Origin of the sequence: Pseudomonas sp. YQ_6, assembly GCF_043103245.1 — a bacterium.
In the GTDB taxonomy this organism is placed as follows: Bacteria; Pseudomonadota; Gammaproteobacteria; order Pseudomonadales; family Pseudomonadaceae; genus Aquipseudomonas; species Aquipseudomonas alloputida.
Map to the genome: position 1 here is coordinate 164,970 of NZ_JBICJR010000053.1, position 25,910 is coordinate 190,879.

Consider the following 25,910-nt stretch of genomic DNA (forward strand, 5'->3'; position numbering starts at 1 on the left):
TCGATATGCACTCCGTACAAGTATTCCTAGCTGTAGCCGAGGAAGGAAGCATGTCGGGCGCAGCACAGAGAATGGGTATTTCTCAATCGGGCGTTTCTCAATTGATTCGTCAGCTTGAGGAGGAACTGGGTGTAGTTTTAGTTGACCGCTCTACCCGTCCACTGGCGCTGACATCATTTGGGGTCGCGCTAAGAAACCGAGGGACGGTGCTCAGTGAAGAGCTTCTGCACTTGAAAGCCCAAGTGCTCGACGCAGGGCGAGGCGTCAAACCTGATGTGCGGATTGGTCTGGTTGATTCATTCGCATCAACGTGCGGCTCCGCGCTCACCAAGCGCCTACTGGAGAGAGTGTCTCAATTGTCTATCCGGACAGGTTTGAGCCCTCAGCAAGGTGAAGCGCTCATGCGTCGGGATCTGGATCTGATCGTCACCAGCGATCCGCTCATGGATACGAATGACGTCATTCGCTACCGGCTGCTGACTGAAAAATATTTCGTCATCACCACGCCAGGCGCAGGGTCGCGACTAAAGACACTCGATGATGTGCGGGCCATGGCTAACACACTTCCGGTAGTTCGGTTCAACCGAGGCTCCCAGGTGGGCCTACAAATCGAACGCTACCTGCGCAGTTTGAATATCCGAGTCCCCAACCGACTCGAGCTGGATACAGCTGATGCCGTGACCTCTATGGTCGCAGACGGTATTGGATGGGCAGTCACCAGCCCGTTGTGCTTCATGCAAGCAGCTGCGTGGGCGGACAAGGTGGATGTCCATGTTAACCCCACCCTTGATCTTGAGCGTTCGTTGTACCTGGTAGCCCGGCGAGATGAATACAGCGTTTTCTTTGAAGATGCCTGCAAAGCGGCACGTGAAGTTGTGCTCGATACCTTCTTGCCCAGGCTGAAAGCCATGGGCAATGGCGTCGATACCCTAGTCTATTTAGATGGAGAGGAATCAGTTGAGTACTTTTGAGAACCATACCGCCAGAACCGAACGGGATTATGTCGGGGAAGTTAAAATTCCTGCAGACAAACTGTACGGTGTCAACACCGTCAGGGGCTTCGACAACCTCAGCGTGTCGCCTCTCTCGGTTGCCCATTACCCTGAGTTCCGTAACGCGTTCGCCCAGTGCAAATGGGCTGCCGCCCTGGCCAACCTCGATAGCGGCGTGCTGGGCCAGAAAATATGTGATGCGATCGTCCAGGCGTGCCGCGACGTCCAGAGCGGCCTGTGCGACGACTCTCTGATTGTCGATTTGCTTGAGGGCTCGGGAGGCACTTCCACAAACATGAATTTTAACGAAGTCATCGCTAACCGTGCTCAGCAGGTGCTGGGTAGCGCTCCTGGCAGCTACGAGGTTGTTCACCCCAACGACCACGTTAATATCTCGCAGTCCACCAATGATGTTTATCCAACAGCGATGAAAGTTGCGACGTACTCGATGATGGGCCCGCTGATCAAAGAGGTTGAGGAACTGGCTCGCCAATTCGACCGGAAGGCCCATGAATTCGCAGACATTCTGCACATAGGCCGCACTTGCCTGCAGGATGCCCAGCCGATGCGTCTAGGCCAACTCTTCTCCGGCTACGCCTCACTCGCTCACCGACTTGCGGCCGAACTGGGCGCGGTGCGTGAAAAGCTTCTCACGCTGCCCCTGGGCGGAACTGCGATCGGCACCGGTTTTGGCGCGCCGCCGGCTTACCGTGCCCACGTATTCAAGCACCTGAAGATGATCACCGGCGTCGAGTATTTGGCGCCCTCGAACTCGTTCGATGCTATGCAGAACATGGATGTGTTCTCCCGGATTTCTGGCGAGCTACGTACCTGCTCGGCATCCTTGGCAAAAATTGCCGTTGATCTGACCAAGCTGTCCTCTGGCCCAGTCGCCGGCTTGGGCGAGCTGAAGCTTCCTGAAGCCCAGGCAGGCTCCTCGATCATGCCAGGTAAGGTTAATCCTGTTCTACCAATGTCAATGATTCAACTGAGCTTCGCCGTGATCGGTAACGATACGGCAGTTGCACAAGCTGTTCAGTACGGTGAGCTTGAAATCAACCACTTCGAGCCTGTGGTCGCCTCCCGAGTCTTTGACAGCATCACTCTGCTCAAGGAAGGCATCCAGCGCTTCCGCGAAAAGTGTGTGAAGGGCATCACTGCTGATAAGGCGCGCAACAAGCAGCACCTCACCGAATCCATGGCTGTCGCTACCGCACTGGTTCCGACGCTTGGCTATGCGCAGGTCAGCAAGCTGGCCCGTCAATCCGTTGCTGAAGGCCGCTCCTTGCTCACCATCCTGAATGAATCTGGAATTCTGTCGCATGAAGATGCGATGGCCGCGATCGACAAAGCGTCATACCCAGTTTTCGATAACTGAGCTGGCCATTGAAAGAGGGCCTGATGAAGGCTCTCTTTTGAATGCAATGTTCAGGTACGGATGGAAATCCAATTCACCTCAGCCACAAGCTAAAATATTCAGTGCCCCGCACATTGCGGGGCGCTGAGCCAGTGGGCAACCTAGCTCAGTTCAAGCGCTTCAAGTAGTGCATTGAGTTCTTCCCTTGCCTGGCCTTCGACACTTCTGAGTGGCTGAGGAAGACTTGGGGCGGACACCAAAGATAGGAGCTCCGCCGCTGCGGCAACCACCCTCAAGCTCCCACCGCTACGGCCAAAAATTTGCCAAAGCGGCAGCAGACGATTTGAGAGTTTCTCGGCCTCCTCAGCATCACCGCGCAGGGCTGCTTGTGTGATGGCCAGCGCTACTTCAGGGAACAATCCTCCGATCACCGAGTACCAAGCCTCACATCCAGCATTGAGCCCGATAGCGGCAGAGGCATCTCCACTCACACCAATACTCACGTGTGCAGGAATCAGCGCCCTAAGCCGATCCACGCGTGCCTTCGCCTCAGGGAGCGAAGCTGGCACACCTGGAATCTTGATCGAACGCACGTTAGGGAGATGAGCAATGCGACCGTGCAATTCATCCGAGAACGTAAAATGATTAGTGCCTGGGTTGTCGTATACACAAAGTGGCACGGACAAATTTGATGTGACTGTTTTGTAAAAGTCAAAAACCTCAGCTTCATTCAGCGCTTGGTAGGACAAAGGAGGCAGTAGGACAGCGGTAACCCCTGCCTTCTGAGCATCCTCAGCGAGCTCCAAGACGTGCTTCGTACGCAAAGAGCCAATGCTGACCATGACAGGCGTGGACTCGGCATGCTCAACAGCCAATTGTGCTAAGCGCGCCCTTTCAGCTCTCGATAAGTAGGCATAGCTACCAGTCGAACCAAGCGCGCCAATCGAGTCGACACCAGCCTTGACGAGGCGTGAGATCAAATGAACATATGATGCTTCATCGACTTGATCCTCGTTCATTGGGGTTAATGGAAAAGCACACAAGCCAGTAAACATACCAATTACCTCTCATTGATCCCAAAGCACACCGCGGTTTCAAGAGTTAACCTCTATGCCGCATTGGATTGGCAAATTTCTACTCGGCAATGCTACAGCTACCAAATTCGGCCTATCTTCGAAGTTTCTCTGAGGGCCGCTTCAAAATGGGCAGCACAAGGCTCGCATGACCCAGCGCAGCCATTCCTACGCCCACCAACAACGGCGCACGCAGGCTGAACCTTGGGCACGGCAGCCAGCCTCCCTCACCACAAGGCTGAGGCGCCTTAGGAAATGTGCTGCACCAAGAAGTCACCAAGACAGCTAGGGATCCTGCGCGTCTTCATACCGCCTGATTCAACTGGCTGCCCATTCCCCGTCAGCGTCAAGGTCGTTATATTGACCGTATCGGTCAATGAAATCTATAGTTACAGACCTAACCGCCCCACGCGAGGCCATCATGCAAGCTGATCTGCATCACATGTTGCTAGTTTTCTTGGTCTACATCATTGGTGCTGCGAGCCCAGGGCCAAGCAACATGCGGATAATGGGGGTCGCTATGCAGGATGGGCGCAAATCAGCGCTGTGCCTTGCTGCCGGCGTGGTAAGCGGATCACTGTTCTGGGGGAGCCTGGCAGCCACTGGGATATCAGCAGTGCTGGCAAAATATGCCCAGGCCCTAGTGATCATGAAGATTTTGGGCGGGGCTTATCTGTTGTACCTGGGGTTCAAAGCAGCTCGATCCGCGTTGAAGACCGATGAGCAGCTTGCTAATGGGGCTAGCGTCCCACGGAGCGCGTCTGGACTCCTGCTTTATCAACGAGGCCTCCTGATGCACTTGACCAACCCCAAAGCTCTCCTGGGTTGGATCGCAACCATGAGCCTAGGCCTGGGTGCAGAGGCCTCACAATCAACCGTAGCTATCATCCTTACAGGGTGCACATTTCTAAGTGTCACAATTTTCTGTGGTTATGCGATTGTTTTTTCGACGGTACCAATGATTCGTGCCTACCAGCGTGCCCGTCGCCTCATTGAAGGCTCTCTGGCTATGGTGTTTGGCGCTGCAGGGCTAAAGTTGCTGTTTACTCGTTTCTGAGGTCTTTCCATATCTAAATTGCCTTGGCTTCCTGCGCCACAATTTAGCTCTTCGCCCTCAGCAAAGGGTGTGCTCAGCCAAAGCCAGCAACAACGACCAAGCCTGTACCCTTGCGGCTACAAAAGTCATTAATGCAGCCGTTGTAAAAAGCTTACACCTGTTACATCGGGGGCTCGCCATCACGACGGCCACCGATCCTCCGAATAGAGACCCGCGTGCTGTCCTAGATTTCAAGCTCGCTCAGTATGTGAACCAGTCTCTGCCGTGTAACGGCAGTACAACGCTGCATCGGCTCGCGCAGCTCGCCATTCAGCATGCCTTGAACCTCTAGAGCAGCCTTTACAACAGCCGGATTGGGCTCAACAAAGGCCATCTGCATCCAGGGCAGAAGGCGATAGAAAGTCTCTCGACCTCCAAACACATCGCCCTCCTCCAATTGCTCCTGCATTTTCACGTAAAGATCAGCCCTGACATGCGCCGAGGCGGAGATAGCGCCCGACCCGCCCAGACATAGGCTGTTGAACAGCTGCGAATCTTCGCCCGCTAGCACTTGAGCATGGCCATCCTGGATCAACGCCATGGTGGTTTCACTATCACCACCGCAATCCTTGACCGCTCTGATACGTGGATGCTGGACGATCCTTCTAAGCGTTTCCCGTTCGATCCGAGCTCCAGTCCTATAAGGGATGTCGTAAACAATAACCGGAACGGAAGCTGCATCCGCAATCGCGGTAAAAAAGGATTCAATACCTATTTGCGAGGGTCTGATGTAATACGGTGCCGGTACCAGTAGGCCTGCGATCTCACGCTTCTGAATTTCCAACTGGAATGCCAGCATCTCGCGCATGTTGTTGCCCGAAAGCCCCATCACGACCTGCGATGGCCGCACCCAAGTGAGCACAGCATCAAGCACCGATAACTGCTCAGCTTTTGAAAGTGCAGCTGCCTCTCCCGTGGTGCCGCAGACCACAAACCCGGCAATGCCATCAGCGATGAGCTTCTTTACCAGACGCTCTAAAGCATCAAAATCAATCTCAGATGACTGGAATGGTGTAACCAGGGCAATCCAGATTCCACAAAAACTCGACATGCAAAACTCCTATTACTGACAGAAAGTGACCGTCAGAGGGGTAAGAGTCGAAAGAGGTCTGGTAGGGATACCTAGCGCCATCTGTCTCGTCAGCCCACCTGACGAGACAGCGCGCCTCGGTCAGATGAGCGGCTGTTTCTTGGATTTCTTAGCAACGGCAACGCACAGACGTGCGAAGGCCTTTAGGCCAAAAGCAATTCCTGCTTGATTGAATTGAGTCATTGTAAACGCTCGTTGCGTAAGTCTTGGAAAATAATCGCCGCTCACGAACGCAAGCGTCAACTGGCATTCTGCTCGTTTTTCACGTGGGGCTTTCTACTTATTACTCTGAATATCAACGATTTGAGCTGATTGGCCGAACGTAGCTCACTGATCAACATCCCAAAGACGATGAGAGCCCCTCCGAGCAAGTTAACGCTGGTTAACCTATCTCCTGCAAGGAAATAGCCGAATACACCACCAAACACCGGTTCAGCTAAAAGAATCAATGCAACCTTCTGGGCTGGAATCACTGTTTGTGCTTTGGTTTGGACTACGTACGCAAGGGCCGTGCTCAGTAATGCAAGCAGCACCACAACCGTCTGACTCTCCACATCAGCAGGTACTGAGAACTCACCCGCTCCCAAGCTCCAAGCCAAGGAAAGCACGCCAACCGTGAACACCTGGATCACCGCAAAAGCCAGTGGCGAGCCCGAAAAGCGTCCTTTAGCGAGAACCACAATGTGAGCCGCAAAGAAGACAGCACACAACAGGATCAGCAGATCACCCACGTGAAACTCAAACCCTCTGGCGCTCAATAGGCCCAAGCCCGCCAAGGCAATGACAGCTCCTGTCAGCTGGATGCTACTGGTCTTTTCACCACTCACGAAATACAGGATCAAAGGAGTGAAAACCACTGCAAGCCCGGTTATGAATCCAGCATTCGAGGGCGACGTGAGCTGGATGCCTGTCGTTTGAAATGCAAACGCAACGAACAGCACAACGCCCGCCGCCACGCCGACTAACCAATCCTTTCGTCCTATTCTGAGCAACGAGTTCAAAGCGAATGGTAACAGACTGGCCCCTCCAAGCAAAAATAACCAGCTATTGAGGCACGAGGCCGCCATGCCTTGGAGATTATGCTTTGCGACAAAGCTCCAGCCCCAAATAGCTGTGACAAGCACTAGAGCAAACGCCCAAAATTTAGACCTGTTCATTGCGAATTCCATATGCAGAAAGAGTTCATGCTTCTCAGCTTACAAGCTGGTAGGGCCAGGATAAGGTCATACGGATGCTCCAACCGAGCTATGCTTTGGCTTTGCAGTGCCTATCGCTGCCTTCGCCTTTGTGACTATGTTTCTGGCCTTAGACCCAAACACGACACACACCATGCCCTGCATGCCAATCTGGTTTGCCATCCTGGCTATACCTACCGTCGAAAACGTCAGGCACCGCAGCTGGCTAACGAGCCCTCCGCCTCCTAACAAAAAAGAGCTACCAGGTCATGCTCCGGTAGCCCCTTTACTTTCAGTGTTTTGCTAGATGAGCTTGCTCAGCAAAAATGTAGGACTGTATTTTCAACGCTAGGCATGGCTGCAATTAGCTTCCAAACCGTGTGAACCCGCGGAGTGGGCCGCTTTAATCCCCACCATCAAATCGAACTCACCGCTCATGACTTCACGAATGGTGACTTCGGGAATACCCTTCACCCCCGTCACCACGTCACCTCCATGTATCCGGTCATGCCGATACAAGAAGATGATGGGGCTTATGGGTGCTGGAGGCTTAAGTCCATCCCCCACCCTAACTGTGTATCCGTGAATTACTCCATCGCGCTACATGTGTTCAATACACTGACGGACTGCGTTGCGCAAAAGGTTACCTTGATACCTAGCTCTGCATGGGCAATTTTGGCGTTGGCGATGAGCTCAACCAGGATCCGCTCACCCTGTGGGTCGAGCAGACGTTTTTTCATGCAGTATCTCTATATGCCTCGAATGAAGCTGGAAAGGCCATCGATATCTCCTTTGCTCAGCACTAGATGATCCACAGACAGACTGGCCGTCTCAGTCACTTCACCTTTCCACATGTCCAGCTCCGCCAAAAGTTGCGAAGACTTGCTGGGAGCAAGCTGCGCCAGGGTGACCATTGGGCTCGCAATGCTCCGACGATGCAGCCTTGCTGCGAGGGCGCCCGTTGCAGTCTGCGGATCGACAGCTGTTCCCGCCTCTTTGTACAAGGTGACCATCTCCGCTTTGACTTGCTCATCAGCAACGGCATACGAGTCAAACAACATCCGTGCCTGCAGCCACTGCTTGTTCCCAATACTCAGCTTACCGGAGTCCTCGAAAGCAGCCATCAGGCGCTGCACGGTACTGCCGTCATGATCATAGAGTTCCCAGATAAAGCGCTCGAGGTTTGAAAAGAGTGAAAAGTCCATAGAGGGGGACAGCGAATGGCTGACCTCTCGGGTAGAGTAGCTGTTTTGATTGATGAAGCGATGCAGAGAGTCATTGGTGTTGGTTGACACAATGACCTGATTGATTGCCAGCCCCATTTTTTGGGCAATGAAGCAAGCATAGATCTCGGCGAAGCTCGCACCCGGTATGCTGAAACCAACCGGGCGCACGCCTCCACCAAGCTGCAAGGCACTGTGGAAAAAGAAGACGATCTGAGCTAAGACCCCCACCCAATTCGTAGAGTTGAAACTGATTGGAAGGACATCTTTCACCGGCCAGGCTCTGAGCACTTTGGAAACCAGTGTCTGGCAATCATCGAAGCTACCGCTAACCTCGATCAACCGAACATGATCTGAGCTGGATCCCATCAAACCAGCCAACCGATCGGCAGGCACACCGTCCTGGGGATAGAGGGCCAACACCTTTACGTTGGGCACATCTTTGAAGGCTTCGACAGCTGCAAGCCCCGTATCACCATTGGTCGCCCCAATAACGAATGCTTGGCTGGGCGGGGTCAGAAAATATGTAACAAGCCGAGATTGGAGTTGGGCTGCGAAATCCTTGGAAGCCTGCGTGGGCCCATGGTGCAGCTGCAAAACCCATTCATTTGGGCCAATCTGCTGAAGAGGAGCCACCGCTCGATGGTCAAAGCATTGGTAGCAGTCCTTCAGTATCGTCCTCAAGGCAGAGCTTTCAATTTCACCGCCAACAAATGGGGAAATTACACGAAACGCGAGCTCATCAAAGGGAAGCCATGACCAGCTGGCAATGGCTTCACTATCAAAGTGTGGGAGGCTCTCCGGCACGTAGAGCCCTCCATCAGATGCCATGCCTGAGAGAACAACGCTACGAAAATTGGCAGGCTCAGCAGAACCACGAGTGCTTACGTAGTCCATATTTACTCCAAATAATAATCAAGCGACCATTCCGTGCTGCAAGAGAATTTGTCAAGCAGCTCTAAAACCACTTTATGCACGAAGCATTCGCAACTGAATAGAACAAATCGCATTATTTCATGGTAAAAACACCAAAATAAGAGCATTTTGATCGCAAACCATGCAAATCGAAAAAGCATGCTCGTTCTGTAATGCAAAAAAGGCCGCCCAATGGCGGCCTTTTGTCATTAATCTAGCTCATGCTGCCGACGAAAACTTCATAAGCAACAAGCCACCTATAATCATAATGGCAGCTAGGATCCTGAGCGAGCCTGCCGGCTCACCAAGAAATGCAATACCTACAGCGAAAGCGCCAACAGCGCCTATTCCTGTCCAGATAGTATAGGCCGTACCTAATGGCAAACTCTTCATCGAATAGGAAAGCAAAACAAAGCTTGCAACAACTGTAATGATAGTTACAACTGAAGCTCCGACCTTTGTGAAGCCTTCTGATTGTTTCATCGAAAAGGCCCACACAACCTCGAGAATTCCTGCAATTATCAAACTAACCCAAGCCATCGACGGCTCCATTAAGAAGCCGGGTCGTCCCGGCAAGATTAACCCAATTTCAAGGGGTCGTCCCCTGGGCACCAGAACTCTGAAGTTAACTCAAGCTTCGATGAGCTCACTAGTAATTACAGCGCCCGGCATCATTTTCGACAAGCCGGTGACAAGATCATCTGCTGCTGCGTTCAGTGCCTCAATTGGCATTTCAGGCAAGCTTTCGAGAATGAACCACATCTGCTTCGCCTCGGCATCCAGACGGGTTCGGACACCTTGACGCCAGTTCCAACGACGACAGGTGACACCCCGATCATCGCGCCAAATGACCTCACCAGCATCAGGTGGTTCATTCGCAGGCTCGCCACTTTTCATCGTGTCAAACTCTTCACTTCCATCAGCGATGGTCAACCGGGGCATGCCAACGTAGGCGGCAAAATTCTCGCCACCCACTGGAATGGCATATTGAATGCTGATTGCATTGTAAAGGTCGACAACCGGATCAATTGTTGGAAGCTTCCCATCTTTTTTGACCCGCTTCAGGAGCGCCTCGGCAGAGCACGGGGTGCGCTGCGGCTTCACACCAAACTTACGGAACGCATCACCCCAAGCAGCGAGATGAGCATCAGCCCAATGTGCAGTGCCTGCCTCAACAACCTGATACGCACGCTCCATCGCTTCAGCAGCTACACCAGGATTGATGATAGGAGCCGCCTCTACGACGACGCTGACGGCTCGAAATCCTGGAGTGAGCTCGGCAATCCTTGGGTCAATTGACGGATGTACAGAAAGCATCAGAGAATCTCCTAAACTGACCAATTTAGAGCATTTTACTGACCGATGACCAAAAAAGTCAATATAACGACCGATCCAGAAATCCACGTCCAACAGGTCAGCGAGGCAGTGGCCAAGCGGCTTAGGGAGGTACGCAAGCAGCAGAAAATCTCTCTCGATGAGCTTGCCCGTCGCTCTGGCGTCAGCAAGGGAATGGTAGTGGAGATTGAAAACTGCAAAGCGAACCCAAGTATTGGCATCCTGTGCAAGATCTCAGCAGCCCTTGGGTTGTCCGTCGCTGACGTCGTGAATGTGGCGAGTACCCCCACGGCCCGCCTAATTGAGGCGCAGGAGATCCCGACGCTCTGGAATGGGCCTGAAGGAGGCACAGCCCGCCTACTCGCAGGCACAAGCGGGCCTAATATGATTGAGCTGTGGAAGTGGGAAATCAAACCTGGTGAAGTTTTCGAGTCCAGCGGCCATCCCACGGGCACCTTCGAGCTGTTTCATGTTGAACAAGGTACGTTGACCCTGGAGATCAGCGAGACAACGCTCATCATTGAGCAGGGGTGTTCAGCAGTTGCGAAAACAGATGTCCCCCATCGGTACATCAACGATGGAAAAAAGGCCGTCATTTTCGCCATGACCGTAGCCGAGCTTCATCAGTAACTTTTCTAAGAAAAAAAAGCCTCCCGGGTAGGGAGGCAAAGAGGGTTACCTACGAAGATCAGTGATTCGGGAGATTGCATGAGGTCTCCCGAATGAATTTCAGTTACTGAAGGTCTCGTCCAAGGCCGCCGAAATGTCCTTGATCAGGTCGTCAGCATCTTCGAGACCAATCGAAAGACGCAGGTGACCATACTCAAGGAACTCTTTTGGATAGTGCTCGGAGCCACCACGGGCTTCAGGGCCCACATGAACGATGAGCGATTCATCATGACCGATGGAAACGGCTGAAGTAATAACCCTCAGCTTCGCCACGAAGCGGTTCTGCTTGTCAGAGCTGCCTTTCACAGCAAACGCCATCACACCGCCAAACCCTTTGCCTTCGAACTGACGACGGGCCAGCTCGTGCTGAGGATGGGACGGCAGACCCGGGTAGTAGACGTAGGCAATGCGGTCATCGGAATCCAGGAACGCAGCCACCTTCTCAGCCGTCGCGAGATGCTGACGGATGCGCAGGGGCAAGGTTACTGAACCACGCATGATCAGCCAGGCATTGAATGGGGAGATGACAGCACCCAGGTCAACCAAAGCATCATGCTTGATCTTGCCGATCAATTCTTTGCTGCCAATCACAACACCCCCCATGGCGTCACCATGACCATTGATGTACTTGGTCAGGGAGTGAACAACCAGATCAGCCCCTTTGCTCAAGGCGTGGAAGAACGGCGGCGGAGTGAAGGTTGCGTCGACCGACAGCAAAGCACCATGGGCTTTGGCAATTTCTGCCAAGCCTTCGATATCAGCGACCTTGGTGGTCGGATTCCCGATGGACTCGGTGTGGATCAGCTTGGTGTTAGGCTTCATCGCCTTATTCACCGCGTCCAAATCACCCATGTTGACGAAGGTCGCTTGAATGCCATAGCGCTCAGGAAGCAGCTCTGCGAACAGACGCCACACCGCTTCGTAGGTCACGTCGCCGACAACAATGTGATCTCCACTTTTCAGAAATGTGAAGAACACCGAGTGCAGGGCAGCAACACCGGTCGCAAACGCAGCTGCAGCCTCACCGCCCTCGATAGCTGCGAGTTTCTTCTCCAGGCACACCTGGTTGTGGCCTGCGTTACGGGTGTAAACCAAGCCATCAGGGCTCGACCAGTCCATGTCTTCTGGGTCATCAGGAAGACGATAAGAGTTTGCCATGACCAGCGGGGTGCGCACGGCGCCGGTGGTGACATCCATGACGTTGCCACCATGAACTGCCTGGCTGCTAACGCCCAACGTGGCCAGGTTTTCTTTATCAGGACGCATCTTAATACCCTCTTGCTTATTGAGCTTCTTTTAGTGTGGACTTAACAGCCAACTCATCGTTTGGTTCAGCAGCAGTGGTTGAAACCAACTCCTGATTTTCATCAAAACTCAATTTACCGTTTGCGATCCCGTAAACTCGACCTCGAACCACATACCAGCCAATCACAAGAACCGCTGCATAGAAGGGAATAGACGCTGCGGAGTACGTACCCACTGGGTAGTCGCAAGCAATCAGAATGAAGACCAGAACGAAAAATGCCAGCGTTGCGTAACCACTATAAGGCGCGAACATCATCCTGAATTTAGGTCGTTCAATAAGGCCTTGTTGGGAAAGCTTGAAGAGCTTGAGCTGACAGAGAATAATCACCCCCCAGGCACCAAGCATCAAAATAGCCGTCAACGACATGGCAATTTCAAAAGCCTGGCCGGGCAGAAATGCGTTCATTGCAACGCCAACCAAGGAAGCAATTGTCGTGAACATAATCCCTGCAAACGGTACCCCATTGCTGTTCATTTTCACAAGGAATGGCGGCGCAGACCCTGTTACAGCAAGCGAGCGAAGAATACGTCCGGTAGTGTAAATCCCAGCATTGAGGGATGAAATGGCCGCAGTGAACAACACCATGTTCATGATTGCATCAGCACCGCGCACTCCTATGGCACCGAAGAAGGTCACCAGTGGGCTCACTCCTGGGATATAAGAGGAGCTCGGCATAAGCAATGAAAGCAGCAATATAGTGCCAACATAGAAAACAACAATACGGAAGACAACTGCACGAATGGCTTTAGGCATGACCTTTTCAACATCTTTGGCCTCCCCTGCTGCTGTGCCAACAAGTTCAATACTACCGTAAGCAAACACCACACCCTGTATCAAAATTACTGCCGGCATCACGCCATAAGGGAACCACCCCCCATGATCTGAAATCAACTGGAATCCAGGAACATGACCGTCAATGGGTGTACCAAAGACAACCATGTAAACCCCCACGCAGAGGAATGTAACCAAGGCTGCTACTTTAAAAAAGGCAAACCAGAATTCCAGCTCGCCGAAAATTTTTACAGATACCAGGTTAATACCAGTAATAATCGCTAGCACACCCAGTGCAGAGGCCCATTGTGGGACGTCTCCGAGGAATGGAACATACGCTTTGAAGAAATTCAGGTAAAGCGCCGTCGCAGTGAGCTCAGCAATCGCCACCGTTACCCAGTTTGTCCAGTACATCCAACCCGCTGCATAAGCCAGTTTTTCACCATAGAACTCTCGGGCATAAGACACAAATGACCCTGTGGACGGTCTGTGGAGAACCAACTCACCGAGAGCGCGAATGATGAACCATGCGAACACACCGCACACAGCAAATGCGAAAACAAGCGATGGGCCTGCCTCAGAAAGCCGAGCACCCGCACCTAGGAATAAACCACTGCCAACAGCACCACCAATGGCAATCATCTGTATTTGGCGAGCACGTAAGGTCTTTTTGTAACCTACATCCTCTGCACCCACATATTTAGCCCTACCGGTACTCTCAGTGACCGAGCCAGCAGATACAACTTCTTTAAAGCTCATACGCCAACACCTTGTTATTGTATTACGGCAAGACGAAGCTAATGCACGCCTTACATAAGCAGCATACTCACATATAAATTTCTTCAGCTTTCTACTCAACCAAGGCTAGAACGCGCCTCATTCACAGGAGCGAAAAGCCTTGAGAGATCCAACAATATTCCTAAGGCTGCCCAAAAAAGACTTGAACTTCAATTTCCACATCAACACCCAAAACCAGCTCCGAGACTACCGTAGAACGTGCAGGAAGGTGGGAGCCAAAAAACTCCTTATAGACTTCATTTAAACCATCAAAATGATTCAAGTCCGAAAGCCAAACAGTTGCCTTTACTACTTGCTCAAAACTGGCCCCGCAAGCAGCGAGGCTTTCACCAATTCGCTGGCATACGGCTCTGGTTTGAACTCGGATGTCACCTCTAATTACTTCACCAGTCGGACTGACAGGAATTTGACCTGAAAGGAACAGAAAACCACCCGCCCTAACAGCCCTGGAAAGAGGCAGAGGTGCCTGACTAGGGTATCGTTGAATAAGACCGCTCATTTTCACCCCCTGATCCTGAATGAAGGGGAGCTGACGCCCCCCTCTTCCCTACCTATCGAATATCAGAGCCTTAGAGAATCTCAGGCCTTATTCGCTAGGGCCGTTAAGACAAATGACCTTAGGCTGGGTCATGTCTTCGTAGGCGAAACGCACACCTTCACGTCCCATGCTGCCGTATTTGAAGCCACCGAATGGCATCGCATCGAAACGATAATCAGACGAGTCGTTAATCATCACGCCACCCGCCTCAAGCAGCTTCGCGGCCTTCATGGCGGTGTTCAGATTGCTGGTGAAGATGCCAGCATGCAGGCTGTACTCTGGCTGGTTGGCAAGCGCCAGAGCATCTTCAAGTGTGTCGATCTCCTGCAAGATGACGATCGGACTGAACACCTCTTCCTGCCAGACCTTGCACTCAAAGCTCACGTCTTCCAGGACAGTTGGGTAGAACAGGGTACCCTCCCGCTTGTTACCGAGCAGAACCTTGGCACCCTTGCTGACGGCCTCCTGCACAGATTCTTCTGCACGTTTGGCCGCTGCCTCAGAGATCATTGGGCCGACGTCAGTCGCCTCGTTTGCCTGGTTACCCACTACCAACGCGCGCGACTGCTCTACGAATTTCTCCTTGAAGGACTGATAGATTTTGCTATCAATCAGAATTCGTTGAGTACCAATACAGTTTTGCCCTGCAGCCCAGTAAGCACCGGACACACAGGACTCCACAGTAGACTCAAGGTCACAATCGCCCATTACGATCACTGGCGCATTACCGCCTAGATCCATGGCCATTTTTTTCAAACCGGCAGTCTTAGTGATCTGCTCGCCTGTAGCGAAGCCACCAGTGAACGAAATCATTCGCACTGCACGGTGAGCAACCAGCGCCTTACCCAAGTCAGCATCACCGGTAGCCACCGAAACAACTTCAGTAGGCAAACCAGCCTTGTTCAGGTAACTAACCAACTTGATGGCGGACAGCGGAGCGAGCTCGGAAGGCTTCAGCACTACCGAGTTGCCGCCGGCGATGGCCGGGCCCAGCTTATGAGCAACCAAGTTCAGTGGGTCGTTATAAGGAGTAATAGCCAGGATCACGCCCAGTGGCTCGCGAGTAAACCACCCTTGGCGAGATTCGGAGCCAACATAGGAGTCGAATGGAATCACCTCTCCCGCGTTACGCTTGGCCTCTTCAGCCGAAAGCTTGAGCGTGTTTACACAGCGGAGGACTTCTTTGCGCGCTTGGCGAATTGTTTTACCAGACTCCGCTGAAATGAGTTTCGCGAAATCATCCTTATCCTTCTCCACCAGTGCAGCTGCGTGCTCCAGTATACGAGAACGCTCGGCGCGAGAAAGGCTGCGAGCGGTCACAGCACCGTGCTTGGCAGCATCGATCACCAGGTGAGCAGAGGTCGCTGGCACCTTAGCCACTTCACCAACCACAGAACCATCAAACGGGTTGAATACTGTGATCTCTTCGTAATCTGTAGACAGAGCAATACTCAAGCTATTCATATTCAGATCGCCTGTTTGATTTTGTTCTTGTGGATGCTGATGATGTCGGACAGCAGTGCGTAGGCGGTTTCAATACGGCCAGCACCAGCACCTACAACAGTGACCGGGCCCAGGAGGTTGGTTTCGAAGCTGACAGCATTCGTGGCGCCACTTACCCCGGCCAATGCATCAGTGTTCGGGAGAAGTTGCGGGCTGACCGAAGCAGTCACAGTACCAGCTGGGGTGCGCTGTGCACTGCCAATCAGCTTCCAGCGAGAGTCATTTTGAGCAGCCTTCTGAATGTCTTGGGCAGTGATGTTCGAGATGCCTTCGCAGCACACATCGTTCGGAGTCAGCTTCGCACCCAGCAGTTCATTTGCCAGGATCACTACCTTCAGACGTACATCATGACCTTCAACGTCTGCAGTTGGATCTGCTTCGGCATAGCCCAGCTCCTGAGCCTCCGACAATGCGTCACCGAAGTCGAGACCGGCTTGCATGCTGCTGAGAATGAAATTGGAAGTGCCGTTCAGAATGCCCTTGAAGCCAGTAATTTCCGAACCGGCCAATGTTTCCTGTGCCAGACGGATCACTGGAGTACCGCTCATCACGGCACCTTCAAACTCAAAGGCTGCACCATTCGTCGCAGCCAGCTTCTTCAGCGCAGCCGAGTGGAGAGCCACTGGGCCTTTGTTTGTAGTCACAACGCTAATGCCCTTTTCCAGAGCCCAGCGACAGAATGTGGTTGCTGGCTCACCATCAACCGGATTAGTGAAGGTGGCCTCAGCAACAATATCTGCACCAGAAAAACGAATGACCGTCTCGTTGGCCGGCTCAGCGCTACCATTTTCCAGGGCCGCAAAGGCGCCTTTGGCTGCAGGCACAGCTACCAGCTTTTTGGGATCCAGGCCGTCCTTGCCAATTACAGAGCCCAAGAAGATGTCGCTGACGCCAACGATTTTCAACGTGAAGCCCAGCTCTTCAGCCCACAGCTCATTCTTTTCAGCAACCAGTTGAGCCAGAGCACGGTTTACACCGCCGAAACCCAGCAAAGCAATTTTATATTCAGTCACAGCAACGGCCTCATTTTGTTGTTCACCACTGGAGGAAATCGTAAGCCGCAACCCTGCTTTACCGAATATGCCAAACAGACTGATTTTGCTGGCAAAACGCTCGCCTTGCATGCCAATTTGCCTGTGAGTTATTTCGTGTTCGACAAAACAAAAGAAGTAACCGTATTCACAACACCTGGCAAACTTGAAATATCAGTCCAGACCTTGTTTATTCTATCCGGAGAGGACGCTTCAACAGTCAGAACAATATCAAGATCACCACTCATCACATTGCAGGCAACAACTTCAGGAATAGCTGCCACAGAGCGAACCACCTCAGCCCCCCTCATACGATCTTGTCTGTATACAAATACCAAAGCCCTGATCGGGGGATGCTCTGAAGAAGCTGACCCTTTTACAATAGTGTACCCCTTGATATACCCATCTCGCTCCAATCGCTCAATTCTGAGCCGAACAGCATTTCGAGAAAGATTAACTTTCATCGCGATATCATTGTGTGCTAAACGCGAATTCCTAGTAAGTTCTTCGATTATTTTTTCATCGACTTTGTCCAAAGTGCGTTTCATCGCCACCTCCGGATCGCGTAAAGCAATCACTCACACATAATTTTTATTCAGATGCCTCAAAGCTTCATCCCTAGAGATCGACTGAGGCAAACCAGCAATCACGACAAGGGTGACCCTTGGAGCGTAGGAACCAAAGGGCAGCCAGGATGCGCAGCACCCGGTGTTGCTCATCGGTCACCGCCACAGCTTCGTGCCATCGACCGAAAAAGTCAATATACTGACCGTCGCCTCACCATCCAGCCTTTGCCAGGACGGCAAGGGCCCCAGCCCGTGAGCGCGAAGGAGAAGAAATGACTGCAGCAGGCGCTTTCCACTCACTGTTCCAGTACAAAGCTTGGTCTGAATCTGAACTGTTCAAAATCTTGGTCGAGTCGCCCAGTACCTTGACTGCGCCAAATCTGGCAGATGCCCTCTGGCATTTAGCTCACATCAACATCGTGGATAACCTGTTCATTGGGAGGCTGCTCGGCAACCCAATGCCATGCACTACAACCACCTCAGAAGAACCGCAACAAATCTCAGATTTATCGCTTAAATTCACAGAGACAAATAACTGGTTCGTCAGCTACACCAAGTCTGTTACTGCAACTGAGCTAGAACAAAGGGTTCATTTTATTTTCGCGGATGGGAAGCCGGGAAACATGAGTAAATCAGAAATACTTAGTCATGTCTTATCACATGGCCTACTGCACCGGGGAATGGTCAGCGGCCTAATACCTTTTGTAGCGGCAGAAGGTTGGCAAGACCACTTCACCACATTCCTAAAACATTAACTCAAGCTGCAGTACAAAACCAACGCTGCACCACAGCATCAACATCTAAACATAGACTGTGATGATAGAAATTCAGAACCAACTTCCAACCAGCCAGCCGGATCACTGAATATGAAGCTCGACAACTCGCAACTCGCCGCCTTCTCATCAGTGATTCGGGAAGGAAGCTTTGAGGGCGCAGCTCGAAAACTACACATAACTGCATCTGCAATAAGCCTAAGAATCAAGCAGCTTGAAGACAGGCTCGGACAGGTGCTCATCATGCGCGGCGCCCCCTGTAAAGCCACCAGGGCAGGCTTGACGCTTTTAAAATTCACAGAACAAATCGACTTTCTCGAAAGCGAATTAAACCGCGACCTAGGAATATTTGATAATGAGCATCACACCCTGACTCGACTCCCCATCGCCGTCAACGCAGACTCACTTGAGGTATGGTTTATAGACGTCATGGAGTTCGTCCAAAAACAATCACACGTCATTTTCGAAATCCGCGCTGAAGACCAGAACCACTCACAAGCTTTGCTGAAAGACGGCAATGTAGTTGCAGCTATTAGCGTAAACCCTATTGCTGCACCAGGCTGCCAAGTCGAGTGCTTAGGGCTAATGCGCTATATAGCATTAGCGTCAAAAACCTTTGAACATAAATACTTTGCCAGCGGATTGAATACCGTAAGCCTCTCCACCGCTCCTCTACTCGCGTTCAATCAGAAAGACGAAATCCAACATGCTTTCCTAAAGTTATTAACGAACGAAGCACTTACTCCGCCAGTTAACCATATACCAACCTCAAATGCTTTTCTTGAGGCGATGGCGCGAGGCCTAGGCTGGGGAATGGTTCCTGAGATACTTGCCGCGGGCCTCGCAGACGCTAGAGGGCTTACGAACATTGCTCCCGAATATTATCTGGACGTGCCACTCCACTGGCATCGGTGGAGCTTCAACTCCAAAAATCTGGACTTACTGACCGTAGCAGTTCGCAAATACTCGAAAAAAATCTTAATTCCTTATCAAACCTGATGGAAAAGTAAAAAAACAACACAAAATGAAAAACCTGACCTTTAACATACCCACATATTAATCCAACAGAAAAACATACCAACTCAACCTGAAATCACACTAGAGCAGACAAAAAACATGTATCTACCGAAGCATTTTAGCGAACACCGAATAGAAGTATTGCATAAACTGATAGTGGAAAATCCATTCGGAACACTAGTAACTCAGGGACAATCAGGTCTCGATGCAAACCATCTTCCATTCGAGCTGGAACCAGATGTTGGGAAATTAGGAATGCTGAGCGCACATGTTTCGAACAAAAATCCCATCCTGACTGAAACAAGCAACCTAGACGAAGTTTTAGTCATTTTCAAAGCAGGCGATGCTTACATATCGCCAACATGGCTACCGAGCAAAAAAGAAACTCAGCGACAAGTACCCACCTGGAACTACATGATTGTCCATGCAAAAGGACGTTTGAAATTCCATGACAATGAAACCCGCACCCGTAAACTTGTTGCAAAACTCACCAAACGACATGAGGCATCAATGGATAGCCCCTGGAGAATGTCAGATGCTCCTAGTGAGTACATCAGCAAACTACTAAAACAAATATCTTCAATTGAAATAGAGATCACTAGTCTATTTGGAAAATTCAAACTCAACCAGGATGATGGTGCGAGGGACATGAGTGCAGCTGGTAAAGAACTCATAGACCGAGGTGAACAAGCGATAGGGCCTGCTATGTTGGCAGAAGCAAAAATCCAAAAACAACAAGCCAATACATAATTACGACAACAAACTCACCCTTACGCGAATTTGAAAAGTTGATTCTCTACGCCAAATGTAAAATCAACGATTGACCACATTGCATCTTCATACCCAGTGAGAAAACACAAACACCACGCCGAGGCGAGGCGATCACTCAAGAAAAACTAGCGTACCATTAGAAAATTTTACCTGAGCCTCTGCGCCTTTGTCGCAACACTTGTGATAGAACAGAGAAATCCCAAGAGCTTTATATCCTGTGCTTTTCTGTAAGGCCGTTGCTATTGCATCAAAGGTAAGCACTACGGCGCCAGATAGTAATGGGTATAGGCGGGACAAGGCAGCGCTACAAAAATAAATATCAAGCACTTCGCCCATGGAGTAATGCATATGCCCTTCCGTCGTTCAATTCTCGCTATTTCCCTAAGCCTCGCCTTCTGCCACAGCCATGTGTGGGCTGCCCCACCCTTGAGCCTTCACAATGGCAACACGGATCTTACTATTCAAGCAAGCAATGCCTGGGTGGAAATTAATAAAGCCGCGTTCGAGCACAACATCAAAACCCTACAGTCTACGCTTGAGGGTAAATCCAAAATTTGTGCAGTTCTCAAAGCTGACGCCTACGGCCATGGGATTGGGTTAGTTATGCCCTCAATCATTGCAATGCAGGTACCTTGTGTTGCTGTTGCGAGTAACGAAGAAGCCAGGGTCGTACGTGAGAGTGGCTTCACCGGCGAGCTTGTACGCGTCCGAACTGCATCCATCGGAGAAATTCAAGACGCTCTGAAATACAACATCGAAGAGTTAATCGGCAACGCTCAACTGGCGAAAGAAGCAGGTGCCATCGCTGCGCAGAACGGCAAAAAGCTAAAAGTCCACATTGCGCTTAATGCTGGCGGCATGAGCCGAAACGGATTTGAACTTCATAGTGATCAAGGCCGCCAGGACGCTTTGAGCGTGACACATGATAAAAACCTCGAGGTTGTCGCAATCATGACTCATTACGCTGTCGAGGATCGCGCCGATGTATTGAAGGGATTGGACGACTTTAAGAAACAATCCAGTTGGCTGATCGAGAACGGCAAGCTCGATCGGAGAAACATCACCCTACACACAGCGAATTCTTTTGCCACACTCGAAGTGCCTGAGGCTCGACTTGATATGGTAAGACCAGGTGGGGCTTTGTTCGGTGATACTGTTCCATCCCACACGGAATACAAAAGAGTGATGGAGTTTAAGTCGCGAGTGGCCTCAATCAATCCCTACCCTGCTGGAAATACAGTTGGCTACGATCGTACATTGACATTAAAACGCGACTCCAAGTTGGCCAACCTCCCTGTCGGCTATTCTGACGGTTACCGTCGCGCGTTCACCAACAAAGGTTATGTGCTCATTGATGGGCATAGGGTTCCGGTAGTGGGTAAAGTCTCAATGAACACGCTGATGATTGACGTCACCGACTTCCCTGAGATCAAAGAAGGTGACGAGGTAGTGCTATTTGGAAAACAAGGTCAAGCGGTGGTTACGCAAGCCGAGATGGAGGACATAAATGGGGCACTACTCGCCGACTTGTACACCGTCTGGGGAAACTCCAATCCAAAGATCTTAGTGGATAAGTAAGTCATTTAAGCAGCTTACGAGCCAATCCTTGAGCACCTGCAACAAGCAGTAGCTCAAGGATTTAATTAAACGCCTTTAGGATTAAGGTGGCTCTGCCTCAGACTCTCATCTAGAAAAGTAGACAATTTCAGTGTTTGGGCAGTGCACAGGTCTCTACGTCAGAAGACGCTACAACCTTAGTGGACTGCCATTCAGTCAGTGCAATCGATAGCAGCGTCATTGTCCAGAACAAAGGATACTCCCAACCTCCGCCGGCATTACTGAACAGCCAACCATTGCTTGAGTGTGCCCAGGTTGCGCCAAGCAGAACGGGAACTGCAGCAGTCGCAGCAAGATGCGGCTTTATCTTAAAAATAAGCATTGCACCAGTAACAATCTCCACCAGAAGAGTCACCCAAGCCAATAACCCCGGAAGCCCTATTGATTCGAAAAATGCCACCGTCCCGCTTATCGTGAATATAAATACCTTTAGATAGAGAGAATGAGTTATTAATGCAATCCCTGCCGTTAGCCGGAGCAGAGTTCCACCCAGATGCGGAAGGCTAAGAGTAGTCATATTCGTTCCCTTATTTATGCAGTGCCGGTTGCCCTGCTTGATAGTAATTCTGGTGACTATGTGAGTTTGAGACAATCAGCTTTTTTACTAAACAGGACTGCAAGAATGCACAACTGGGACTGGGATGATCTTCGGCTGATCCTTGCTGTAGCTGAGCATGCGTCGTTTGCAGCAGCAGCAAGGCACCTTAATGTCAATCACACCACCGTGCTACGGCGCGTGAATACCTTTGAGCAAGCACACGGATTACGAATTTTCAACCGAGTTGCGACAGGTTATACACTGACTGATGCTGGAGAAGAATTGCTGCGTACTGCTGAAATTATGAGAGGAGCAGTAAGCGATTTGTCACTAAGACTGGAAGGAAAAGATCTTAAGCTAGAGGGAGTTCTTCGAATCACCACCTGCGATACCATCATGGGGTCAATCCTTCCCCAAATTCTTGAGAAGTTCAGCAAGCAGCACGAGAAAATTGTTGTTGAGTTATCAACTGGGTCTTTTGTCACTGACCTTGCTCAGCGCCAGGCTGATGTTGCCATCAGGACGGGTGATAATCCTACAGAGTCTCTCATTGGCAGACACCTTGCTGACGTCCGCTTCGCCCTGTATGCATCCAACGAAATTGCCAATCTGATCGAGGGTACCAACCCATTGACCTTCAACAAGTGGATCTCACCCGACCTGACCTTCAGTCAAATGGCTGTGACGAAGTGGATTCAGTCAACCATTCCTGCCAGTTCAATTATCTTCAGGGCAGACTCATTGATCTCGCTTAGCCAAGCCGCGATAGCAGGGATGGGAATTGTTCCTCTTCCCCGCTATCTTGGAGATAACACATCCGGGCTGACCAGGCTTGAGTCGAACGCTTTGGATCAATTCACAACTGGCCTATGGATCCTGACGCATCGTGATCTCCGGTATACGGCCAGAGTCCGCGAGTTCATTTCTTTCGTGAGTGACGAACTGCGACAGCACAGTTTTTAGCATCAGAGCATCCTGAGATCATGTCCGAAATGACCCTACCAAGCCCCTCAGGCGCTCAACCTGAGACCGCAGGCTCTCACAAGCACTCAGGGTTGACTCAAGGTTCTTGACGTTTTCAGCGTTCAAGCTATTGATCTGAGCTATGTCGACATTGAGAGATTCAATGACACAGGACTGCTCCTCAGTGGCTGTAGCCACAGCTTGGTTCATGCCATCGATATCGCCAACATGGTGGTTAATGACATGCAGGCAAGCACCTGCATCATTAGCCACCGCCATCCCCTGCGCACTGAGATGCTCACTCACCTCCATCCGATTGACCGCTTCCCGCGCACCTGCCTGCAGCTCGTCGATCATCCCATGTATCTCTTGAGTCGAAGCCTGCGTTCGATAAGCCAAGCTGCGAACCTCATCTGCGACTACCGCAAACCCCCGTCCAGCTTCCCCCGCTCGGGCAGCCTCGATTGCTGCATTGAGTGCAAGCAAGTTAGTTTGCTCAGAAATGCCCCTGATGACCTCCAGGATTCGCCCAATGCTTACCGTCTTATCGTTCAATGACTCAATGCTGTCCGAAGCAAGCCGAAGATTGTCGGAGAGATCGCTCATCTTGGAGATCGTACCAGCAACCACTTGCTCTCCCTCATGGGACTGCCCTCGGGCTTTTGCTGCTTGCACTGAGGCATCGCCGGCATTGCGAGCAATCTCTTGGGCTGCAGCCCCTAACTCATGAATAGCTGCTGCCACACTATCTGTTCGCTGCGCCTGCTCACCCGACATCGACAGAGATCCTGCCGATGATGTCGTTACACGCTTCACTTCAGAAAACACCAGTTCAGTCGCGGATGAAACATCGCGGATTGACTCATGAATCCGTTCTACAAACACGTTAAAGTCTTGAGCCAAAACACCAAACTCGTCTTGGGTTTTAACCTCAAGGCGCTTTGTTAGGTCTCCCTCCCCTTTAGCGACGTCCTTCATCGCATCACTCATCCGTCGCAAAGGGTGCATGAGTAAGTAAATCATGGTGCCCAGTAGTAATATCGTCGCAGCTACGGTGATTGATGTCGCTATGACTGCTGCAAAGCGAAAACCGTTGAGTTCCTGAAACGCCTGGTCTTTGTCGAGCGCCAGACCGACGTACCACTTGACTGCGGGTAGTCCCTCGATGGCGGCAAACATGACCAGCTCATCCTTGCCTGCCCGTTGCACCTCCATGAGCTTGCTGCCGAACCCCTCTGTGCCCCCGAGGTAGACTGATGAAAAGCCTTTCATCAGAAGGTCGCGATCAGGATGAACAAGAATTTTCCCGTTTGAGTCAACCAGGAACGCATATCCCATGCCTTTGAGCTCAACCGCATTTATAATCCTTTCAACCGTATCAAGCGGCAAGTCACCTGCCACGACTCCATGCAAGCGGTCACCATTTTTGACTGGCGCCGCAACAGTGAGCATGAGTTTTCCGTTGGTATCATCTCGGTAAGGTTCTGTTAACACAGTCCTGTTTTCCGACACTGCAGTCTTGAACCAGGGACGCACGCGAGGGTCGTAATCAGCAGGCATCTCGTCTTGGGGGCGAATGAAAAACGCTCCATCAACGTTGCCAAAGTAGGTAAACGCGAATACTGATTTCAAAATGGATTGATCAAGAACAGTGATTAGGCTTTCTGGGCCTGCAGAATTCGCAAGTAACTCTTTCAGGCTATCAAGCAGAAGCAGCCTACCGGACATCCATTGCGAAATACCGCTTGCTGTAGAAATGCTTAGACCTGAAAGTTTGGCTTCAATACCACGATACAGAGCATGGCGCTGCACTGTGTCATTGTATGCTGCAAAGCTAGTGAAGGCTGCAGCAACCACCAGCGCAGCAGAAATTATGATTTTATGTGAAAACATCAGCTTCATGACGACCACCCTATCGCCGAAAAAAAAGGCCAATCGAACTTCCGATTGGCCCGCGTGCAAAATGATGTCTCCTACTTGAGACCATTCGACAAAAACTGCTGCAAGCGCTCACTACGAGGGTTGGTTAGAATATCTGCACCACCTTGCTCTTCTACCAAACCCTGATGCAAAAACAAAATCTGGCTGGAGACTTGCTTCGCAAACGCCATCTCGTGGGTAACCATCAACATGGTTCGACCTTCTTCTGCCAGCGCCTGGAGTACCTTAAGCACCTCTCCAACCAGTTCCGGATCTAATGCCGAGGTTGGTTCATCAAAAAGTAAAATCTCAGGCTCCATGGCTAAAGCCCGCGCAATAGCAACACGTTGTTGCTGCCCTCCAGACAAAAAACCTGGGTACTGTGTTGCAACCCTAGAGGGTAGGCCTACCTTATCCAAGTACTGGCGGGCTGCCTTCTCGGCATCAGCTTTCTTAACACCCAAGACTCGCTGAGGCGCCAGAGTGATGTTGTCTAAAACACTCAAGTGGCTCCACAAATTGAAATGCTGGAAAACCATCGCCAAGCGAGTGCGTAGCCGCTGAAGTTCTGCTGCTGAGGCCACGCGCAGTCCATGTTTGTCCTTGACCATACGGATTTCCTGGCCATCAAGCGTCATTGCGCCGTCTGTAGGAGTCTCAAGAAAATTAATACAGCGCAAAAATGTACTTTTGCCAGAGCCACTAGCCCCGATCAGGCTAATTACATCACCTTTATTCGCCCTCAGCGACACGCCCTTAAGAACGTGATGATCGCCATAACTCTTATGAAGCCCCTCAACGGTCAGCTTATATCCTGATTCAAGATCTTTGCCCATGTACTGGCTCGGCTCAATGCTATTTGGTTTTATTAAA

Annotated in this window: 25 protein-coding genes and 2 pseudogenes; 9 read left to right on the top strand and 18 right to left on the bottom strand. The window is 51.2% G+C overall.

The annotated features are described in order from the left end of the window. Nucleotides 1-5 precede the first annotated feature (5 nt). Together ACF8FG_RS17965 and ACF8FG_RS17970 are read left to right on the top strand one after the other, a co-directional pair. Entirely contained in the window at nucleotides 6-971 is a 966-nt protein-coding gene (locus ACF8FG_RS17965) for a LysR family transcriptional regulator (protein WP_392519103.1), read from the top strand. Next, complete coding sequence (locus tag ACF8FG_RS17970) at nucleotides 958-2,370, top strand: aspartate ammonia-lyase (protein WP_392519042.1); 1,413 nt, start codon at nucleotides 958-960, stop codon at nucleotides 2,368-2,370. The genes ACF8FG_RS17965 and ACF8FG_RS17970 overlap by 14 nt, the downstream gene beginning before the upstream one ends. 140 nt (nucleotides 2,371-2,510) lie before the next feature. Here ACF8FG_RS17970 and ACF8FG_RS17975 read toward each other — a convergent pair whose 3' ends face one another. Continuing rightward, nucleotides 2,511-3,404 (bottom strand): dihydrodipicolinate synthase family protein, encoded by an 894-nt coding sequence (locus ACF8FG_RS17975; RefSeq protein WP_392519043.1) that lies wholly within the window; start codon nucleotides 3,402-3,404, stop codon nucleotides 2,511-2,513. Nucleotides 3,405-3,843: 439 nt separating this feature from the next. Between ACF8FG_RS17975 and ACF8FG_RS17980 the strand changes: the two genes are divergently transcribed. Next, on the top strand, nucleotides 3,844-4,479 hold the full coding sequence (locus tag ACF8FG_RS17980) for a LysE family translocator (protein WP_392519044.1): 636 nt from the start codon (nucleotides 3,844-3,846) through the stop codon (nucleotides 4,477-4,479). A gap of 223 nt (nucleotides 4,480-4,702) precedes the next feature. Here ACF8FG_RS17980 and dapA read toward each other — a convergent pair whose 3' ends face one another. The 6 genes and pseudogenes from dapA to ACF8FG_RS18010 form a co-directional block, all read right to left on the bottom strand. Beyond that, nucleotides 4,703-5,569, bottom strand: a complete 867-nt coding sequence (gene dapA, locus ACF8FG_RS17985; RefSeq protein ID WP_392519046.1) for a 4-hydroxy-tetrahydrodipicolinate synthase — start codon at nucleotides 5,567-5,569, stop codon at nucleotides 4,703-4,705. Between the two features lie 278 nt (nucleotides 5,570-5,847). After that, the gene (locus ACF8FG_RS17990) at nucleotides 5,848-6,765 is read right to left on the bottom strand and encodes a DMT family transporter (protein WP_392519047.1); all 918 of its coding nucleotides are present in this window, start codon (nucleotides 6,763-6,765) and stop codon (nucleotides 5,848-5,850) included. Between the two features lie 335 nt (nucleotides 6,766-7,100). Further along, nucleotides 7,101-7,523: pseudogene (locus tag ACF8FG_RS17995) on the bottom strand (Lrp/AsnC family transcriptional regulator). Nucleotides 7,524-7,532: 9 nt separating this feature from the next. Then, nucleotides 7,533-8,903, bottom strand: coding sequence for a pyridoxal-phosphate dependent enzyme (locus ACF8FG_RS18000; protein ID WP_392519048.1), 1,371 nt, complete (start codon nucleotides 8,901-8,903; stop codon nucleotides 7,533-7,535). 237 nt (nucleotides 8,904-9,140) lie between these two features. Next, the gene (locus ACF8FG_RS18005) at nucleotides 9,141-9,461 is read right to left on the bottom strand and encodes a multidrug efflux SMR transporter (protein WP_262109749.1); all 321 of its coding nucleotides are present in this window, start codon (nucleotides 9,459-9,461) and stop codon (nucleotides 9,141-9,143) included. Between the two features lie 90 nt (nucleotides 9,462-9,551). Beyond that, complete coding sequence (locus tag ACF8FG_RS18010) at nucleotides 9,552-10,238, bottom strand: B3/4 domain-containing protein (protein WP_325950665.1); 687 nt, start codon at nucleotides 10,236-10,238, stop codon at nucleotides 9,552-9,554. A 45-nt stretch (nucleotides 10,239-10,283) separates the two neighbouring features. Between ACF8FG_RS18010 and ACF8FG_RS18015 the strand changes: the two genes are divergently transcribed. Next, nucleotides 10,284-10,886: a helix-turn-helix domain-containing protein gene (locus ACF8FG_RS18015; protein ID WP_296233387.1), complete on the top strand. Its 603-nt coding sequence runs from the start codon at nucleotides 10,284-10,286 to the stop codon at nucleotides 10,884-10,886. Between the two features lie 99 nt (nucleotides 10,887-10,985). Here the strand turns inward: ACF8FG_RS18015 and ACF8FG_RS18020 are convergent, their stop codons facing one another. From ACF8FG_RS18020 to ACF8FG_RS18045, 6 genes are all read right to left on the bottom strand, one after another. After that, a complete protein-coding gene (locus ACF8FG_RS18020; RefSeq protein ID WP_325950663.1) occupies nucleotides 10,986-12,191 on the bottom strand; it encodes an aminotransferase class I/II-fold pyridoxal phosphate-dependent enzyme in 1,206 nt (401 codons plus the stop codon). A gap of 16 nt (nucleotides 12,192-12,207) precedes the next feature. Then, nucleotides 12,208-13,761, bottom strand: coding sequence for an amino acid permease (locus ACF8FG_RS18025; protein ID WP_392519049.1), 1,554 nt, complete (start codon nucleotides 13,759-13,761; stop codon nucleotides 12,208-12,210). 160 nt (nucleotides 13,762-13,921) lie between these two features. Next, a complete protein-coding gene (locus ACF8FG_RS18030; protein ID WP_325950659.1) occupies nucleotides 13,922-14,299 on the bottom strand; it encodes a Rid family hydrolase in 378 nt (125 codons plus the stop codon). Nucleotides 14,300-14,386: 87 nt separating this feature from the next. Beyond that, nucleotides 14,387-15,802 (bottom strand): aldehyde dehydrogenase family protein, encoded by a 1,416-nt coding sequence (locus ACF8FG_RS18035; protein ID WP_392519050.1) that lies wholly within the window; start codon nucleotides 15,800-15,802, stop codon nucleotides 14,387-14,389. Nucleotides 15,803-15,804: 2 nt separating this feature from the next. Then, complete coding sequence (locus ACF8FG_RS18040) at nucleotides 15,805-16,854, bottom strand: homoserine dehydrogenase (RefSeq protein WP_289135284.1); 1,050 nt, start codon at nucleotides 16,852-16,854, stop codon at nucleotides 15,805-15,807. A 128-nt stretch (nucleotides 16,855-16,982) separates the two neighbouring features. Then, on the bottom strand, nucleotides 16,983-17,420 hold the full coding sequence (locus tag ACF8FG_RS18045; RefSeq protein WP_296233379.1) for an Lrp/AsnC family transcriptional regulator: 438 nt from the start codon (nucleotides 17,418-17,420) through the stop codon (nucleotides 16,983-16,985). Nucleotides 17,421-17,710: 290 nt separating this feature from the next. On the opposite strand from ACF8FG_RS18045, the gene ACF8FG_RS18050 reads away from it, so the two are divergent. From ACF8FG_RS18050 to ACF8FG_RS18060, 3 genes are all read left to right on the top strand, one after another. Continuing rightward, nucleotides 17,711-18,193, top strand: coding sequence for a DinB family protein (locus ACF8FG_RS18050; protein WP_392519051.1), 483 nt, complete (start codon nucleotides 17,711-17,713; stop codon nucleotides 18,191-18,193). 111 nt (nucleotides 18,194-18,304) lie between these two features. Beyond that, a complete protein-coding gene (locus tag ACF8FG_RS18055; protein ID WP_392519052.1) occupies nucleotides 18,305-19,210 on the top strand; it encodes a LysR family transcriptional regulator ArgP in 906 nt (301 codons plus the stop codon). Nucleotides 19,211-19,327: 117 nt separating this feature from the next. Further along, nucleotides 19,328-19,978, top strand: a complete 651-nt coding sequence (locus tag ACF8FG_RS18060) for an FMN-binding negative transcriptional regulator (RefSeq protein ID WP_392519053.1) — start codon at nucleotides 19,328-19,330, stop codon at nucleotides 19,976-19,978. Nucleotides 19,979-20,110: 132 nt separating this feature from the next. Here the strand turns inward: ACF8FG_RS18060 and ACF8FG_RS18065 are convergent, their stop codons facing one another. After that, entirely contained in the window at nucleotides 20,111-20,347 is a 237-nt protein-coding gene (locus ACF8FG_RS18065; RefSeq protein ID WP_392519054.1) for a hypothetical protein, read from the bottom strand. On the opposite strand from ACF8FG_RS18065, the gene alr reads away from it, so the two are divergent. After that, nucleotides 20,348-21,577: an alanine racemase gene (alr, locus tag ACF8FG_RS18070; protein WP_392519055.1), complete on the top strand. Its 1,230-nt coding sequence runs from the start codon at nucleotides 20,348-20,350 to the stop codon at nucleotides 21,575-21,577. It abuts the gene before it with no gap. Between the two features lie 127 nt (nucleotides 21,578-21,704). On the opposite strand, the gene ACF8FG_RS18075 is transcribed toward alr, so the two are convergent. Further along, the gene (locus ACF8FG_RS18075; RefSeq protein ID WP_392519057.1) at nucleotides 21,705-22,133 is read right to left on the bottom strand and encodes a DoxX family protein; all 429 of its coding nucleotides are present in this window, start codon (nucleotides 22,131-22,133) and stop codon (nucleotides 21,705-21,707) included. 105 nt (nucleotides 22,134-22,238) lie between these two features. On the opposite strand from ACF8FG_RS18075, the gene ACF8FG_RS18080 reads away from it, so the two are divergent. After that, complete coding sequence (locus tag ACF8FG_RS18080) at nucleotides 22,239-23,117, top strand: LysR family transcriptional regulator (protein WP_392519059.1); 879 nt, start codon at nucleotides 22,239-22,241, stop codon at nucleotides 23,115-23,117. A gap of 18 nt (nucleotides 23,118-23,135) precedes the next feature. Here ACF8FG_RS18080 and ACF8FG_RS18085 read toward each other — a convergent pair whose 3' ends face one another. The 3 genes and pseudogenes from ACF8FG_RS18085 to ACF8FG_RS18095 all read right to left on the bottom strand — a co-directional run bounded on the left by ACF8FG_RS18085 (nucleotide 23,136) and on the right by ACF8FG_RS18095 (nucleotide 25,873). After that, the gene (locus tag ACF8FG_RS18085) at nucleotides 23,136-23,894 is read right to left on the bottom strand and encodes a methyl-accepting chemotaxis protein (protein WP_392519105.1); all 759 of its coding nucleotides are present in this window, start codon (nucleotides 23,892-23,894) and stop codon (nucleotides 23,136-23,138) included. Between the two features lie 96 nt (nucleotides 23,895-23,990). Then, nucleotides 23,991-25,019 (bottom strand): annotated as a pseudogene (locus ACF8FG_RS18090) (cache domain-containing protein); the annotation flags it as partial. 71 nt (nucleotides 25,020-25,090) lie between these two features. Continuing rightward, nucleotides 25,091-25,873 (bottom strand): ABC transporter ATP-binding protein, encoded by a 783-nt coding sequence (locus ACF8FG_RS18095; RefSeq protein ID WP_392519107.1) that lies wholly within the window; start codon nucleotides 25,871-25,873, stop codon nucleotides 25,091-25,093. Nucleotides 25,874-25,910: the final 37 nt, after the last annotated feature.

Coding starts and splice junctions, on each gene's coding strand:
- ACF8FG_RS18000 (WP_392519048.1), bottom strand. CDS start 8,903: ATGGACTACGTAAGCACTCGTGGTTCTGCTGAGCCTGCCAATTTTCGT.
- ACF8FG_RS18050 (WP_392519051.1), top strand. CDS start 17,711: ATGACTGCAGCAGGCGCTTTCCACTCACTGTTCCAGTACAAAGCTTGG.
- ACF8FG_RS18015 (WP_296233387.1), top strand. CDS start 10,284: ATGACCAAAAAAGTCAATATAACGACCGATCCAGAAATCCACGTCCAA.
- dapA (WP_392519046.1), bottom strand. CDS start 5,569: ATGTCGAGTTTTTGTGGAATCTGGATTGCCCTGGTTACACCATTCCAG.
- ACF8FG_RS18020 (WP_325950663.1), bottom strand. CDS start 12,191: ATGCGTCCTGATAAAGAAAACCTGGCCACGTTGGGCGTTAGCAGCCAG.
- ACF8FG_RS18075 (WP_392519057.1), bottom strand. CDS start 22,133: ATGACTACTCTTAGCCTTCCGCATCTGGGTGGAACTCTGCTCCGGCTA.
- ACF8FG_RS17980 (WP_392519044.1), top strand. CDS start 3,844: ATGCAAGCTGATCTGCATCACATGTTGCTAGTTTTCTTGGTCTACATC.
- ACF8FG_RS18060 (WP_392519053.1), top strand. CDS start 19,328: ATGTATCTACCGAAGCATTTTAGCGAACACCGAATAGAAGTATTGCAT.
- ACF8FG_RS17975 (WP_392519043.1), bottom strand. CDS start 3,404: ATGTTTACTGGCTTGTGTGCTTTTCCATTAACCCCAATGAACGAGGAT.
- ACF8FG_RS18005 (WP_262109749.1), bottom strand. CDS start 9,461: ATGGCTTGGGTTAGTTTGATAATTGCAGGAATTCTCGAGGTTGTGTGG.
- ACF8FG_RS18025 (WP_392519049.1), bottom strand. CDS start 13,761: ATGAGCTTTAAAGAAGTTGTATCTGCTGGCTCGGTCACTGAGAGTACC.
- ACF8FG_RS17990 (WP_392519047.1), bottom strand. CDS start 6,765: ATGAACAGGTCTAAATTTTGGGCGTTTGCTCTAGTGCTTGTCACAGCT.
- ACF8FG_RS18055 (WP_392519052.1), top strand. CDS start 18,305: ATGAAGCTCGACAACTCGCAACTCGCCGCCTTCTCATCAGTGATTCGG.
- ACF8FG_RS18030 (WP_325950659.1), bottom strand. CDS start 14,299: ATGAGCGGTCTTATTCAACGATACCCTAGTCAGGCACCTCTGCCTCTT.
- ACF8FG_RS18085 (WP_392519105.1), bottom strand. CDS start 23,894: ATGTCGGGTGAGCAGGCGCAGCGAACAGATAGTGTGGCAGCAGCTATT.
- ACF8FG_RS18095 (WP_392519107.1), bottom strand. CDS start 25,873: ATGGGCAAAGATCTTGAATCAGGATATAAGCTGACCGTTGAGGGGCTT.
- ACF8FG_RS17965 (WP_392519103.1), top strand. CDS start 6: ATGCACTCCGTACAAGTATTCCTAGCTGTAGCCGAGGAAGGAAGCATG.
- ACF8FG_RS18035 (WP_392519050.1), bottom strand. CDS start 15,802: ATGAATAGCTTGAGTATTGCTCTGTCTACAGATTACGAAGAGATCACA.
- ACF8FG_RS18065 (WP_392519054.1), bottom strand. CDS start 20,347: ATGCATTACTCCATGGGCGAAGTGCTTGATATTTATTTTTGTAGCGCT.
- alr (WP_392519055.1), top strand. CDS start 20,348: ATGCCCTTCCGTCGTTCAATTCTCGCTATTTCCCTAAGCCTCGCCTTC.
- ACF8FG_RS18045 (WP_296233379.1), bottom strand. CDS start 17,420: ATGAAACGCACTTTGGACAAAGTCGATGAAAAAATAATCGAAGAACTT.
- ACF8FG_RS18010 (WP_325950665.1), bottom strand. CDS start 10,238: ATGCTTTCTGTACATCCGTCAATTGACCCAAGGATTGCCGAGCTCACT.
- ACF8FG_RS18080 (WP_392519059.1), top strand. CDS start 22,239: ATGCACAACTGGGACTGGGATGATCTTCGGCTGATCCTTGCTGTAGCT.